General features: G+C 40.5%; 14 protein-coding genes. 11 read left to right on the top strand and 3 right to left on the bottom strand.

Annotated elements, in window-relative coordinates; translation table 11 throughout:
• Window positions 1-116: 116 nt before the first annotated feature.
• Window positions 117-1,283: a succinyl-diaminopimelate desuccinylase gene (gene dapE / locus EXS92_RS01365; RefSeq protein ID WP_165515311.1), complete on the bottom strand. Its 1,167-nt coding sequence runs from the start codon at window positions 1,281-1,283 to the stop codon at window positions 117-119.
• Between the two features lie 10 nt (window positions 1,284-1,293).
• On the bottom strand, window positions 1,294-3,159 hold the full coding sequence (mnmG, locus tag EXS92_RS01360) for a tRNA uridine-5-carboxymethylaminomethyl(34) synthesis enzyme MnmG (protein ID WP_165515310.1): 1,866 nt from the start codon (window positions 3,157-3,159) through the stop codon (window positions 1,294-1,296).
• A 95-nt stretch (window positions 3,160-3,254) separates the two neighbouring features.
• Here mnmG and EXS92_RS01355 point away from each other — a divergent pair, with 95 nt between their 5' ends.
• The 5 genes from EXS92_RS01355 to EXS92_RS01335 all read left to right on the top strand — a co-directional run bounded on the left by EXS92_RS01355 (window position 3,255) and on the right by EXS92_RS01335 (window position 8,037).
• Complete coding sequence (locus EXS92_RS01355; RefSeq protein ID WP_165515309.1) at window positions 3,255-4,901, top strand: SLC13 family permease; 1,647 nt, start codon at window positions 3,255-3,257, stop codon at window positions 4,899-4,901.
• Between the two features lie 12 nt (window positions 4,902-4,913).
• Complete coding sequence (locus tag EXS92_RS01350; RefSeq protein ID WP_165515308.1) at window positions 4,914-5,714, top strand: phosphatidate cytidylyltransferase; 801 nt, start codon at window positions 4,914-4,916, stop codon at window positions 5,712-5,714.
• Window positions 5,715-6,806 (top strand): 1-deoxy-D-xylulose-5-phosphate reductoisomerase, encoded by a 1,092-nt coding sequence (gene dxr, locus EXS92_RS01345; RefSeq protein WP_165507929.1) that lies wholly within the window; start codon window positions 5,715-5,717, stop codon window positions 6,804-6,806.
• 69 nt (window positions 6,807-6,875) lie between these two features.
• Window positions 6,876-7,211 (top strand): beta-1,4-N-acetylgalactosaminyltransferase, encoded by a 336-nt coding sequence (locus EXS92_RS01340; RefSeq protein WP_165515307.1) that lies wholly within the window; start codon window positions 6,876-6,878, stop codon window positions 7,209-7,211.
• Window positions 7,183-8,037, top strand: a complete 855-nt coding sequence (locus tag EXS92_RS01335; protein WP_165515306.1) for a beta-1,4-N-acetylgalactosamyltransferase — start codon at window positions 7,183-7,185, stop codon at window positions 8,035-8,037. Before EXS92_RS01340 ends, EXS92_RS01335 begins: the two co-directional genes overlap by 29 nt.
• Window positions 8,038-8,105: 68 nt before the next feature.
• Here EXS92_RS01335 and EXS92_RS01330 read toward each other — a convergent pair whose 3' ends face one another.
• Window positions 8,106-8,657 (bottom strand): YbhB/YbcL family Raf kinase inhibitor-like protein, encoded by a 552-nt coding sequence (locus EXS92_RS01330; protein ID WP_165515305.1) that lies wholly within the window; start codon window positions 8,655-8,657, stop codon window positions 8,106-8,108.
• Between the two features lie 145 nt (window positions 8,658-8,802).
• Between EXS92_RS01330 and EXS92_RS01325 the strand changes: the two genes are divergently transcribed.
• The 6 genes from EXS92_RS01325 (at window position 8,803) to msrB (ending at window position 14,660) form a co-directional block, all read left to right on the top strand.
• Complete coding sequence (locus EXS92_RS01325; protein ID WP_162966238.1) at window positions 8,803-9,267, top strand: helix-turn-helix domain-containing protein; 465 nt, start codon at window positions 8,803-8,805, stop codon at window positions 9,265-9,267.
• A 168-nt stretch (window positions 9,268-9,435) separates the two neighbouring features.
• Window positions 9,436-10,599 carry a NifS family cysteine desulfurase gene (locus tag EXS92_RS01320; protein WP_165515304.1) on the top strand — a complete coding sequence of 388 codons (1,164 nt, stop codon included), beginning with the start codon at window positions 9,436-9,438 and terminating at the stop codon, window positions 10,597-10,599.
• A gap of 21 nt (window positions 10,600-10,620) precedes the next feature.
• Complete coding sequence (locus EXS92_RS01315; RefSeq protein ID WP_165515303.1) at window positions 10,621-11,601, top strand: iron-sulfur cluster assembly scaffold protein; 981 nt, start codon at window positions 10,621-10,623, stop codon at window positions 11,599-11,601.
• A gap of 165 nt (window positions 11,602-11,766) precedes the next feature.
• Window positions 11,767-12,003, top strand: a complete 237-nt coding sequence (locus tag EXS92_RS01310) for a ribbon-helix-helix domain-containing protein (RefSeq protein ID WP_000858669.1) — start codon at window positions 11,767-11,769, stop codon at window positions 12,001-12,003.
• Window positions 12,004-12,110: 107 nt separating this feature from the next.
• Complete coding sequence (gene radA, locus EXS92_RS01305) at window positions 12,111-13,457, top strand: DNA repair protein RadA (RefSeq protein ID WP_165515302.1); 1,347 nt, start codon at window positions 12,111-12,113, stop codon at window positions 13,455-13,457.
• A 123-nt stretch (window positions 13,458-13,580) separates the two neighbouring features.
• Window positions 13,581-14,660 carry a peptide-methionine (R)-S-oxide reductase MsrB gene (msrB, locus tag EXS92_RS01300; protein ID WP_165515301.1) on the top strand — a complete coding sequence of 360 codons (1,080 nt, stop codon included), beginning with the start codon at window positions 13,581-13,583 and terminating at the stop codon, window positions 14,658-14,660.
• Window positions 14,661-14,893: the final 233 nt, after the last annotated feature.

Below are 14,893 nucleotides of genomic sequence, written 5' to 3'. Positions count from 1 at the left end.
CTTAAGGCCATGATAAATGGATACTAGCATGCTAAAGCTTGAGTCGGTTTTGTATCGGCTAAAAAGGCGTTGGCGTTAAAAACAAAAACCCACTTAAAACGATTACTTTATTTCATTTATTTTTCGCTCAAATCCTCCAAAACCCCCAAAAACACTTTTTCCAAAAGCTTCAATTCCTTCAAGCTCACCCTTTCATCAATGGCATGGATTCTGTCATTAATCACGCCAAACTCCACCACTTCTATGCCATGAGCGCTAAAAAATCGCGCATCGCTCGTGCCTCCTTTGGTGTTTAAAATGGGGGTGGTGTGGCATGTTTTTAAAATATTTTCTTGTAAAACGCTGGTAAGCTTTGAATGAGAAGCCGTGATGAAAGGCGAACTGCTTGATTCTAATTCTAAAATGTGAGGCAAATCTTTTAAAACTTTTTCTAAATATTCTTTCAAACTCTCTTTAGTGGTTTTTAAAGAATGGCGCGCATTAAAGACAATTTCTACGCTCCCTGGAGTCACATTATTAGCCCCTAGCCCTGCATGCAAGTTGGTGATGACTAATTTTGAAGGGTCAAAACACTCATCGCCATTGTCTAAATGAACTCCTGAAATTAAGGGTAAAACCGAAGCGAGCGTATCAATAGGGTTTTGGCATTTTTGCGGGTAAGCCACATGCCCTTGAGTGCCTTTTAAAATGAGTTTGCCATTAATGGAGCCTCTTCGGCCAATTTTGATGCTATCGCCTAAAATTTTTTCGCAAGTGGGTTCAGCCACAATCGCCATATGAGGCAGCAAATCCTTTTCTTTGAGTTTTTCTAGCATAAGCCTAGTGCCAAAAATCCCTGGTCCTTCTTCATCGCTTGTGAGTAAAATAGAAAGCAAAAAAGGGGTTTTAGGGTTAAAATTTAAACTCGCGCTCAAAAACGCCCCCACGCCCCCTTTCATGTCTTGCGCCCCACGGCCGTATAAAAACCCCTCTTTAATGATGGGTTTAAAGGGATCGCTTTGCCAATTATCTCCAGGAGGCACGACATCAATATGCCCTGCAAAAGAAAAATGCAAGGGCTTAACATTTTCTTTTGCATGCTTTTCTTTTGCATGTTCTTTTTCTGCATGCTCTTTGGGGGGGTTAAAAATGCGGTATAAAAAAAGGTTTTTCACGCCATTTTTTTCACACTCTAGGGTTTTAAAAGTGGGAAAAAGCGATTTAATGTATTCAAAAATACCGCATTCTTTGGGCGTAATGGTGGGGTAGCTGATGAGCTTTTGGGTGATTTCTAAAGCGTTCATTAAAAATCCTTTAAGAGTTTTTTCGCAAATGGATGTATAAATGCAAAACGTCTAAATTCGCCGGGGTGATCCCACTGATTTCTGAGGCTTCAAAAAGGCTCTTGGGGCGGAATTTTTCTAATTTTTCTACCGCTTCTAAGCTAAGGCCTGGAATGCCTTTAAACACAAAATCTTTAGGGATAGAAACTTTGAGCATGGTATCCATTTTAGCGATATTTTCGTGTTGCTTTTCAATATAAATATTATACTTGCATTCAATTTTAATCTGCTCTAAAACCCGCTCATTCAAGGGGGCTAAAAAGCTAAAAAAGGAGCGCATTTTTTCTAAATTAAAACTATCGCGCGCTAAAAGGCTAACGCCATCCATTTTGTCATTGATAGGGTTTTCGTCTAATTCGTTCAAGCGTTTTAACGCTTCTTTGCTAGGGGTAAGGACGCATTCTTTAAGGCGTTTCAAGTTTTCTTGTATTGCTTGTTGGTCTTTTTTCAATTCCTTATAGAAATCCTCTTCCATAAGCCCTAAACGATAGGCATGTTCGCCTAATCTAAAAAGCGTGTTGTCTTCTCTTAAAAGCAAGCGGTATTCGGCCCGGCTAGTAAACATTCTGTAAGGCTCATTCGTGCCTTTAGTAACTAGATCATCAATCAAAACACCGATATAGGCTTCATTGCGCTTTAAAATAAAGGGGGCTTGATTCTTTAAGGCTAATACCGCATTAATCCCAGCCATAAGCCCTTGAGCCGCCGCTTCTTCATAGCCGGTAGTCCCATTGATTTGCCCGGCCAAATAAAGCCCTTTGATTTTTTTGGTTTCTAAAGTGTGGGTCAATTCCGTAGGCTGGATAAAATCATACTCTATCGCATAGCCATAGCGCGTGATGAGGGCGTTTTCTAATCCTTTGATAGAGTGAATGACCTTTTCTTGCACATCTAGGGGTAAAGAGGTGCTTAAGCCGTTGATATAATATTCGCTTTTATGGATGGTTTGAGGCTCTAAAAACAGCTGGTGGCGTTCTTTTTCACTGAAGCGGTTGATTTTATCTTCAATGCTAGGGCAATACCTTGGGCCTATGCCTTCAATTTGACCGCTAAAAAGGGGGGCTCGGTGGAAATTATCCCTAATGATTTGGTGGGTAATGGGGTTAGTGTAGGTGATGAAGCAAGAGAGTTGGGTGGGGTTAAAATCTTTGGTTTTATAGCTGAAATAGGGAGGGTTTGTGTCCCCAAAATGCTCTTCTAAGCCTTCAAAATCAATGCTATTGCCCGCCACTCTTGGGCAAGTGCCGGTTTTTAGGCGATCCACCTTAAAGCCAAGCTCCCTTAAATTTAAGGCTAAAGAATTGGAAGCGTTTTCCCCAAAGCGCCCGTTTTGGTTTTGATGCTCGCCAATATGCACCACCCCTTTTAAAAAAGTGCCTGTGGTGATGATCACTTTTTTAGCTCTATAAGTGTTGTTAATGTTCGTGGTTACGCCCACTACCTCATCGTTTTCAAGGATTAAACTTTCGGTCATTTCTTGAGAGACGCTCAAATTAGGGGTGTTTAAAACGAGATTTCTTGCAAAAATGCGGTAAGTATCCATATCAATTTGCGCTCTAGTCCCCCTAACCGCCGGCCCTTTAGAAGCGTTTAACACACGATATTGCAAGCCGCTATGATCCGTAATAATCCCCATAGCCCCCCCTAAAACATCCACTTCTTTAGTCAAATGCCCTTTACCCAAGCCCCCAATGGCCGGGTTACAGCTCGCTAAACCGATCGTGTCTATGAGCATGGTGATTAAATGCACCCTAGCCCCCATTTTAGCCGCAATCAAGCTCGCTTCAATGCCTGCATGCCCCCCACCAACCACTAAAATATCACTTTCTTTTACCACTCTTTTTCCTATTTTGATATGATTTTTCTAAAATCTTAGTTTTGAAAAAGTTTTATTGTAGCATGTAGGTTAGTAATTTTAAAGGGTAAAACACCATGGAAAATCATTCGCATGCCGATACGAATACTGATGATAAAAGCACCAAGATCGTTCGTTTGTTTGGTCTCATAGGAGGGGCGTTAATCGCACTCATTATCTATTACGCTTTAGACGCTCAAATGTCTCACATTGTAGAAGAAATCCCCAAGCTTAATTCCTTAAATTATAAGGCGATGCCTGTTGTGGCTGGGGTGGCTGTTTTAATGGGGATATGGTGGATGACTGAAGCCATTGACCTGCCTGCAACCGCGCTCTTACCTTTGGTGCTTTTTAGCATCTTTAGCGTGGATCAATTCTCTAGCGTTAGCTCTTCTTACGCATCGCCCATTATCTTTCTTTTTATGGGAGGGTTTATTTTAGCTTTAAGCATGCAAAAATGGAACTTGCACACGCGCATCGCTTTAAGCATTATTTTATTAGTAGGCACAAGCCCTAGGAGGTTGATTTTAGGTTTCATGATAGCCACAGGCTTTTTGTCTATGTGGGTGAGCAATACCGCAACAGCGGTGATGATGCTCCCTGTTGGCATGAGCGTTTTGCAATTAGTCGCTAAACTGGTGGGCAAAGAAAACGCCTCTCATTCATGGTATCAAAAAGAAGAAATCACCAAAGCGCATGGGGGTATTATGAGTAATATCGTGCATAAGGGCAAAGACATTACCCAAGTCATTCAAGAAAAGACTACTATCTATCGCACGAATTTCAGTATTTGCTTGATGCTTGGCATCGCTTATGCGGCTTCTATTGGCTCTTTAGGCACTTTGATTGGCACGCCGCCTAACGCTTTATTGGCCGGCTATATGAAAACCGCTTTCAATATTGAAATTGATTTCGCTCAGTGGATGGTGTTTGGAACACCATTAGCCTTTATCATGCTCATTTTAGCGTGGCTCTTGCTCACTTATGCGATTTTCCCTTTAAAGATTAAAGAAATCCCAGGGGGTAAGGAAGTCATTAGGGTAGAGTTAAAAAAATTAGGCCGCTTGAGTCAAGCGGAAATCTCTGTGGGCGTTATTTTTATTTTAGCGTCTTTAGGGTGGATTTTTTTAGGCGTAATGTTAAAAGCTTGGGGCGTTAAGATAGATAAAATTGATTCAGTGATCGCTATGGGGGTTTCTGCGCTTTTATTCATTTTGCCCGCTAACAATCAGGGCGATAGGCTCATTGATTGGGGTGTTGCTAAAAAACTCCCTTGGGATGTGTTGCTTTTATTTGGCGGCGGGTTAGCTTTGAGCGCGCAATTTTCTAAAACCGGGTTGAGTTTGTGGATCGGGCATTTAGTCTCTGGATTTTCGCATTTACCGATTTTATTCATCATTGTCATGGTCACTTTAATGGTCATTTTCTTAACCGAAATCACTTCTAACACCGCCACCGCTGCGGCGTTTTTACCGGTGATTGGAGGGGTTGCGGTAGGCATGGGTTATGAAAACCATCAGAGCTTGTTATTGACCATTCCTGTAGCCTTGAGCGCGACTTGCGCGTTCATGCTCCCTGTAGCCACCCCACCCAATGCGATAGCTTATGGCTCTGGGTATGTTAAAATAACGGATATGATTAAAGCCGGTTTGTGGCTTAATTTGGTGGGCGTTGTTTTGATTAGCGCGTTTAGCTATTTTTTAGTTTCGCTGATATTTAATTGATTAAGGAAAAAAGTGAAAGAAGAGTTATTTAAAGAAAAGTCTCGTTACATTACAGGGTTTGTTTTAATCATTGTGGCGGGCTTGATTTTGTATGCGGACAATTTGTTGTTGTTTTGGGCGGTTTTAGGGGGGATTTATGCGGTAGGGTTTTCTGAAGCGTTAAGGTTGTTCCAGGTTAAAGCGAGCTTTAGCCTGTATTTCATTTTAGTGTTGTCATGGGTAGCGGCGTATTTTAACGGGCGTCCTATAGAATGCGCTCTTATCAGCGCGATGGTCATGGCTAGCGTCATTGCTTATCAAAAAGCACACCACAGCGAAGCCATTTTACCCTTTTTGTATCCGGGCGTTGGGTTTTTTGCGCTTTTTGGAGTTTATAAGGATTTTGGTGCAGTAGCGATCATCTGGCTTTTAGTCGTGGTGGTCGCAAGCGATGTGGGGGCGTTTTTTGGAGGCAAGCTTTTAGGCAAAATCCCTTTCACGCCCACTTCACCGAATAAGACTTTAGAGGGTGCGTTGATTGGCGTTGTTTTGGCGAGCGTTTTAGGATCGTTTGTGGGCATGGGGAAATTGAGCGGAGGTTTTCTTATGGCGCTCTTTTTTAGTTTTTTAATCGCTCTTGTGGCGGTGTTTGGGGATTTGTATGAAAGCTATTTGAAAAGAAAGGCCGGAATCAAAGATAGCGGTAAGATTTTACCCGGGCATGGGGGCGTTTTAGACCGATTGGATTCCATGCTTTTTGGGGCTTTAAGCTTGCATGCGCTGTTGTATTTTTTAGAAGTTTGGAAAGAAACGGCGGTGTTTTTAGGGGATTGAATGGTTGTTTTAGGAAGCACCGGCTCTATTGGGAAAAACGCCCTAAAAATCGCAAAAAAATTTGGCGTAGAAATAGAAGCCTTAAGCTGTGGGAAAAATATCGCTTTAATCAATGAGCAAATCCAAATTTTCAAACCCAAGAAAGTGGCGATTTTAGATCCTAACGATTTGAATGATTTAGAGCCTTTGGGCGCGGAAGTGTTTGTGGGGCTAGAGGGCATTGATGCGATGATAGAAGAGTGCGCCTCAAATTTAGTCCTTAACGCCATTGTGGGCGTGGCAGGATTGAAAGCGAGCTTTAAAAGCTTACAAAGGAACAAAAAACTGGCCCTAGCGAATAAAGAAAGCTTAGTGAGCGCGGGGCATTTATTAGACATTTCACAAATCACGCCCATTGACAGCGAGCATTTTGGTTTGTGGGCGTTGTTGCAAAACAAGACTTTAAAGCCTAAATCCTTAATCATTAGCGCGAGTGGGGGGGCTTTTAGGGACACGCCCTTAGAATTTATTCCTATTCAAAACGCGCAAAACGCGCTCAAGCACCCTAATTGGAGCATGGGATCTAAAATCACCATTGATTCAGCGAGCATGGTCAATAAGCTTTTTGAAATTTTAGAAACTTACTGGCTTTTTGGCGCGTCTTTAAAGATTGACGCTGTGATTGAAAGGAGTTCTATCGTGCATGCTTTGGTGGAATTTGAAGACAACTCTGTCATTGCGCATTTAGCGAGCGCGGACATGAAACTACCCATAAGCTATGCTATTAACCCCAAATTCGCTTCGTTGAGTGCTTCCATTAAGCCCTTAGACTTATACGCTTTAAGCGCGATTAAATTCGAACCCATTAGTATGGAGCGCTACACTTTGTGGCGTTATAAAGACTTGTTGTTGGAAAACCCAAAGCTTGGCGTGGTGCTGAATGCGAGCAATGAAGTGGCGATGGAGAAGTTTTTGAATCAAGAAATCGCTTTTGGTGGCTTTATTCAAATCATCTCTCAAGCCTTAGAATTGTATGCTAAAAAATCTTTCAAGCTCTCTACTTTAGATGAAGTGCTAGAATTAGATAAGGAAGTTAGGGAGCGTTTGGCTTGAAGTATAGTAGAAGTGTAGTATAATAAGGTTTTGCTTGCGATAGCGTTTTTATTTCAATTAGGAGTTTTTATGGGGTTAAAGAATAAAATCAAGGGTTTTGTTAAAGAGAGGATGCCTTTTGTGGTGAGGTGCGTTCGTAGTTTAAAAGGGGCAAAAAACACCCATGAAAACGCCCATGATAGGGACGCTTATTATGAAATCAATCATGAAATTAAGGAAATGTTAGAGGCTAAAAAACTTCATTCTCTTCAAGAAAAAGCTTTATTCAACCATGACCATCAAGAAAGCGTGTTTTTAGCTATCGCTTCTTTAAATAATGAAAATTTCATGGAACGCAATAAGAGTATTTATAAAAATAGTTCTCTTAATTATAATTATGGGGGGGGGGGGGCATTTAGAAGATAGGGTTATCCATCCCACTTTAACTCTACCCAATCCCACGCATTCAGGTTATTTTGACTATGATAAAGAAAGTCAAAACCCTAAAAGCTCTCTAAACCCATGGGCTTTTATTAGAGTCAAAAATGAAATCGTTACTTTAGAAGAGAGTTTGTTTTCTATGCTTCCTGCCATTCAAAGGGGGGTCATTGGTTTTAATGATTGCGATGATGGCTCTAAAGAAGTGATTTTAGAGTTTTGTAAAAAGTTCCCCTCGTTTATCCCTATCAGCTATCCTTATGAAGTCATGCTAAAGGATTGCCCGAGTTTGTGGCACCAACTTTATCATTACTATAATTATACGCTTTCTTTTATCCCTAAAAATGAATGGGTAGTAAAAATTGATTGCGATCATATCTATGACGCTAAAAAGCTTTATGAAAGTTTTTATATCCCTAAGAGCATTAAAGAGGTTGTGATGTATTCGCGCATTAATTTTGTGGTGCAAGATTTTGAAGTGTTTGTTCGCAATGATGGGGATTTTGGGTTTTTAGACGCATGGGGGGATCATTGGCTGTTTTATAACGATTGCGAGCCTTTTGAAATTTGGCAATATAATGGTGATTTTTATGAAAATTTAAAACTTAAAGATAAACACCATATTAAGGATAAAGAACTCACGCAATGGCACTTCCCTTTAGCTAAAAAGAGGCGAAACGCTATCGTTTATGACGATTTGATCCCTTTAAAAGAATTTAAAAAACACCATGCCGATTTGATAGGCACAAGGATTGAAGAAAGCATGCTAGATGAAAAGAGGATTTTAGAGGTATATCAAAAATTCCGTTTGTAACCAATCATCGTTTTTTGCTCCCATGCTCTATTTGTAGGTTTATTGAATTAAACCTACAAACAAGCAGTTCATTTCCTTACAAACTGCTTGTATAAAAATTCCTTTCTCCCTATGGCGATGATATGGTTGCGCATTTTGTCATGCAAATCGCCTAAGAAAAAAGGGGCTTTTAATTCCAGTTTAGGAATGTCTAGGGCATACACTTGAATGAGGTAATGGTGATCGCCATTAGGGGGCATGGGGCCGATATAGACGCTATTATTGAGGTTGGAGCGTTGTTTTTCGCTTTCATTAAGCGGTGAACGGATAAAGCCTTGAGTGAGCGAATTGACCCCTTGAACAATCCTTTTATCCATCATGGAAGCGTTTTCTTCTAAAACATTGTAAGAAATATTGCCCACGACCCAATGGACAAACGGCATGCCGCACACTTTTTGCGCGTCATGATCTATTAATTCTAAAGCGTAGCTTTTAGCGCCTTCCACTTTTTGCCATGAGATTTTAGGCGAATAAGTGGGTAATCCGTTTGGATTGAGAAACCCTCTAGGAGCGTTACCGCCAAATTTAGCGTCCAAATACCCTTTCGAATCGGTTTGAATCATCACTTCAAAAGTTTTCATTTTAAGCCCTTTTTCTTTGAAATCGTTTTGTGTTTTCTTATTGTAGCATGATCATAAAAATACATCTTAATTTGGAGCATGGTATTAGAATAATCATTTTTAATGATTAAATAGTTATTTATTTTTGGTGGTTACCATTGAACGCATGGAAAGTAGAATAAATCGTTTGAGCGCCAAAATAGACGCACTATTGGAACAGCAAAAAAAAGTGATTTCGTTGTTAGAAACTTATTTGAGCGTTTACTCCACACCACAAGAGGCTTCAAATAAGTTTTTTAAAGGCGTTAGTCAAGGCATGGAGTTGGCCCCAGAAATCGCGCAAGAAGATGAAGAAAAACGCCTTTACGTGTTGCAATATTTAAGCCATGTGGATATTACCAAAAACAAGCAAGACTCCCAGCTCAAAAAAGATTGTTTGGAATTTATCCAAAGGTTTAATATCCCAAAACCCATTATCGTTACCGCTCTTTATAACCTTAAAGGCATTAAGCCCACTAAAAAAGAAGTGGCGAAACAATTGCAAAAACTCTATGTGTGGGAGAGGCGTTACCAACAAGGGGGGATAGACGCTTTGAAAGACAGGCGCGGGAGACCCCTTAAAAAACCTTAAGCGAGTTGATAATGGCTATGTTGGTTTTTAATGGAGGTATTCGTGTTTCTCAAAATGTTTTTTAAAATTCATCTTATTTTTAAGTTAAAATTAAGAAAATATCTTGTATTTAATCATAATTTAGACCTAGATAAGAAATCTATGTAAAATTTTAAGGAGAACACTCATTTGTTACAACGAATTTATTTAGACAATAACGCTACAACTAGGATTGACCCTAAAGTCAAAGAAATCATGGATCCTTTTTTAAGGGATCATTACGGGAACCCTAGCTCGTTACACCAGTTTGGCACAGAAACCCACCCAGCCATTGCAGAAGCGCTAGATAAGCTCTATAAAGGCATTAACGCTAGGGATATAGATGATGTGATCATCACTTCTTGCGCGACAGAGAGCAATAATTGGGTTTTAAAGGGTGTGTATTTTGATGAATGCTTGAAAAAAGGCAAAAACCATATTATAACCACGGTTGCAGAGCACCCGGCGGTGCGATCCACTTGTAATTTTTTAGAAAGCTTGGGGGTGGAGGTTACTTACTTGCCCATTAATGAGCATGGGAGTATCACCGCAGAGCAAGTCAAAGAAGCGATCACAGAAAAAACCGCTCTAGTGAGCGTGATGTGGGCGAATAATGAAACCGGTCTCATTTTCCCTATTGAAGAAATTGGGGCTATTTGTAAAGAAAAGGGCGTGTTGTTCCATACCGATGCGGTGCAAGCGATTGGTAAAATCCCTGTAGATGTGTTAAAGGCGAACGTGGATTTCCTTTCTTTTAGCGCGCACAAGTTTCATGGGCCTAAAGGCATTGGGGGGTTGTATATTAGAAGTGGGGTGGGATTGACCCCTCTTTTTCATGGCGGGGAGCATATGAATGGCAGGCGCAGCGGGACTTTGAATGTGCCTTATATCGTGGGCATGGGCGAAGCGATGAAATTAGCCGTAGAGCATTTAGACTATGAAAAAGAAGTGGTAGGGAAATTGCGCGACAAATTAGAAGAAGCGCTTTTGAAAATCCCTGATGTGATGGTGGTGGGGGATCGAATCCATCGTGTGCCTAACACGACTTTAATCAGCGTGAGAGGGATTGAAGGAGAGGCCATGCTGTGGGATTTGAATCGCTCTAATATCGCCGCTTCCACAGGGAGCGCGTGCGCGAGTGAGGATTTAGAGGCTAATCCTGTCATGGTAGCGATTGGAGCGAGTAAGGAATTAGCTCATACCGCTATCAGGCTTTCATTGAGCCGTTTTAACACGGAAGCTGAAATTGATAAAACGATTGAAGTTTTCTCTCAAGCGGCTACAAGGTTGAGAAACATTTCAAGCTCTTATTAAAAAGGATATAAAGGAATCAAAATGGCAAAACATGATTTAGTGGGATCAGTCCTTTGGGACGCGTATTCTAAAGAAGTTCAAAGGCGCATGGATAACCCTACGCATTTAGGGGTCATCACCGAAGAGCAGGCTAAAGCTAAAAACGCTAAGCTCATTGTAGCAGATTATGGCGCAGAAGCATGCGGTGATGCGGTGAGATTGTATTGGCTTGTAGATGAAAGCACGGATAAGATTGTTGATGCGAAGTTTAAAAGCTTTGGTTGCGGAACGGCGATCGCAAGCTCAGACATGATGGTGGAATTGTGTTTGAATAAAAGAGTCCAAGATGCGGTAAAAATCACGAATTTAGATGTGGAAAGAGGCTTGAGAGACGATCCGGACACGCCGGCTGTTCCTGGGCAAAAAATGCACTGCTCGGTGATGGCGTATGATGTGATCAAAAAAGCTGCCGGCATGTATTTGGGGAAAAACGCTGAAGATTTTGAAGAAGAAATCATCGTGTGCGAGTGCGCTAGGGTGAGTTTAGGCACGATTAAAGAAGTGATTAGACTCAATGATTTAAAAAGTGTTGAAGAAATCACTAACTACACCAAAGCCGGTGCTTTTTGTAAAAGCTGTGTGAGGCCTGGAGGGCATGAAAAAAGGGATTATTACCTGGTGGATATTCTTAAGGAAGTGCGCGAAGAAATGGAAGCTGAAAAACTTAAAGCTACCGCTAACAAATCTCAAAGCGGGGAATTGGCTTTCAGGGAAATGACTATGGTTCAAAAGATTAAAGCGGTGGATAAAGTCATTGATGAAAATATCCGCCCGATGCTTATGATGGATGGAGGGGATTTAGAGATTTTAGACATTAAAGAAAGCGATGATTACATTGATGTGTATATCCGCTACATGGGGGCATGTGATGGGTGTATGAGCGCGACTACTGGGACTTTATTTGCCATTGAAAACGCCTTACAGGAATTATTGGATCGCAGTATCAGGGTATTACCGATTTGATTTGTTTTGAACTTTTTAGGGGGTGGAGGTCTTTTTTAAGTGAAGCGCTAATAAACTCACAATGAGGAACGATTAGTGCTTGCAACATTGTTCGTTACGCACTACTTTTATGCTAACATGCTATTTTCGTTTAAAGCGATTTGCGATGATGATTGAAGGAACTTGATGAAAACGACAGAAAACACAGATGAAACTCACTTAAGGGAAACTAAAAATAAACTAGGACGCAAACCAAAAGCAGACGCTAATAAAAAAACTCGTGCTGTAAGCTTGTATTTTTCTGATGAACAATACCAAAAACTAGAGAAAATGGCTAACGAAGAAGAAGAAAGCGTGGGATCTTATATCAAACGCTATATTTTGAAGGCTTTAAGAAAAATAGAACAAGGTGGTGCTTTATAGCTTTTAACTTGTTTTTAGTTTAGCTTTATGAGTTTTGCTATAGAACAAAACCAAAACCCCATTTTTATCTGGTCTTTAGCTGTGTGATTTTAAAAAAGAGTGGTATCTTGGCTAAAAAAACTTCTTTATTTGAGTGTCAGCATTGCGGTTTTACAAGCCCTAAGTGGTTGGGTAAGTGCGTTCAATGCAACGCATGGGAGAGTTTTATAGAATTGAACCAAGCCCAAAAGGAAGTTTTAAACACGCTTAAAAATCCGATCCCAAAAGCGCAAAAAAGCGTTTCTATCGCTGCAATTGAACATGAAGAAGTCATCAAGTTTTCTTCCACTCAAAGCGAATTGGATATTGTTTTGGGTGGGGGGATCGCTAAAGGGGGGCTGTATTTAGTAGGGGGGAGTCCTGGGGTGGGGAAATCCACTCTGCTTTTAAAAGTGGCTTCTGGCTTAGCCAAAAACCAGCAAAAGGTTTTGTATGTGAGCGGGGAAGAGAGCTTGAGCCAGATTAAAATGCGCGCCACTAGATTAGATTGCATAGAAAAAGAATTGTATCTGCTCAATGAAATCAATTGGCCTGTGATTAAGGCTAATATGGAGAGCGAAAATTATTTTGCTTGCGTGATTGATTCCATTCAAACGCTTTATTCGCCAGAGATTTCTTCAGCGCCCGGCTCTATTTCGCAAGTGCGAGAGATCACTTTTGAACTCATGCGTTTGGCCAAAACAAGAGATATTGCTATTTTTATCATCGGCCATATCACTAAAGAAGGGAGCATCGCAGGGCCTAGAGTGCTAGAGCATATGGTAGATAGCGTGCTGTATTTTGAGGGCGATCCCAGTAGGGAATTAAGGATTTTAAGGAGTTTTAAAAACCGCTTTGGCCCTACGAGTGAAATCGGCTTGTTTGAGATGAAAGAGCAGGGTTTGGTGAGCGCTAAAGAGGCTTCAAGCTTGTTTTTTTCTAAAGAAGAGCCTATGGAGGGGAGCGCGATTACCATCACTTTAGAAGGATCAAGGGCGTTGATTTTAGAGATTCAGGCGTTGGTGAGCGAGTGCAGTTTCGGGGCACCCAAACGATTAGCGAACGGGTTTGACACTAACCGCCTTAACATGCTCATCGCTTTATTAGAAAAAAAGCTAGAAATCCCTTTAAACCGCCATGATGTGTTCATTAATGTGAGCGGGGGCATTAAGATTAGCGAGCCGGCTTGCGATTTAGCGGTCATTGCCAGTATTCTTTCAAGCTTTAAAAACAGAAAAATTGACAATAAAACCGCCTTTTTGGGCGAAGTGAGTTTGAATGGCAGGATTTTAGAAGCCCCTAATTTGAACGCCAGATTGAAAGAAATGGAAAATTACGGCTTTTTAAAAGCCATTTTGCCTAAAAAACCCAGTCAAAAAACCTCTATCAAATGCTATGAAGCCAATGTGGTAGGCAAGATTGTTGAATGGATGTGATTTTAACTTTTGTTACTTAATAGAACAAAGCCTTATTGAAATTTAAACTCAATTTAAAGAACAACTACCATTTTTTTTAGTTATAATGGCGAACACCATTAAAATTAAAACAAAGGTTATTTAATGAAGGTATTATCTTATTTGAAAAATTTTTATCTTTTTTTAGCGATAGGAGCAATTATGCAAGCGAGTGAAAGCATAGGGGCTAAACACCCTAAAACCGATGAAAAAGTGATTTACTTGGCTGGGGGGTGCTTTTGGGGGCTAGAGGCGTATATGGAGAGGATTTATGGCGTTATAGACGCAAGCTCTGGTTACGCTAATGGCAAGACTTCAAGCACGAATTATGAAAAATTGCATGAGAGCGATCATGCTGAAAGCGTGAAAGTCGTTTATGATCCTAAAAAAATCAGTTTGGACAAGTTGTTGCGTTACTATTTTAAGGTGATTGATCCGGTGAGCGTGAATAAGCAGGGTAATGATGTGGGCAGGCAGTATCGCACAGGGATTTATTATGTCAATAGCGCGGATAAAGAAGTGATAGATCACGCCTTAAAAGCGTTGCAAAAAGAAGTAAAAGGCAAAATCGCTATTGAGGTAGAGCCTTTAAAAAATTATGTGAGGGCTGAAGAATACCACCAGGATTATTTGAAAAAACACCCTGGTGGTTATTGCCATATTGATTTGAAAAAGGCGGATGAAGTGATTGTGGATGACGATAAATACACCAAACCAAGCGATGAAGTTTTAAAGAAAAAACTCACCAAACTCCAGTATGAGGTGACGCAAAACAAACACACTGAGAAGCCCTTTGAAAATGAGTATTACAACAAAGAAGAAGAGGGCATTTATGTGGATATTACCACAGGCGAGCCGTTATTTTCTTCAGCGGATAAATACGACTCCGGTTGCGGGTGGCCAAGCTTTTCTAAACCTATCAATAAAGATGTGGTGAAATACGAAGACGATGAGAGCCTTAATAGGAAACGCATTGAAGTATTAAGCCGTATTGGTAAGGCGCATTTAGGGCATGTGTTTAACGATGGGCCTAAAGAATTAGGGGGCTTAAGGTATTGTATCAATAGCGCGGCTTTAAGGTTTATCCCCTTAAAAGACATGGAAAAAGAGGGTTATGGCGAGTTTATCCCTTATATCAAAAGGGGTGAATTGAAAAAATACATCAATGATAAAAAGTCGCATTAAGGGGTAATGACTAAACCCCCTAATGGGGGTTAAAATAGGGGGTTTAAGCGTTTGGGTTGTCTTATGGGTTATTTTAAAAAACGCTAAAATACGCCCTAAATAATTCATTTTTTAATTACCCTTACTTTGAAGACATTCTTTTTTAAGTTTTGTGTTTTTGTTCTCATCAAATAAGGATAACTAAAACTTTTTATTTTTTTAAAAATGGGGTTTTTAATTTTATTTTTTGTTTC

The sequence above is a fragment of the Helicobacter pylori genome, assembly GCF_011175115.1.
Lineage (GTDB): Bacteria > Campylobacterota > Campylobacteria > Campylobacterales > Helicobacteraceae > Helicobacter > Helicobacter pylori_DF.
This window is presented reverse-complemented; position numbering and strand designations above follow the sequence as displayed.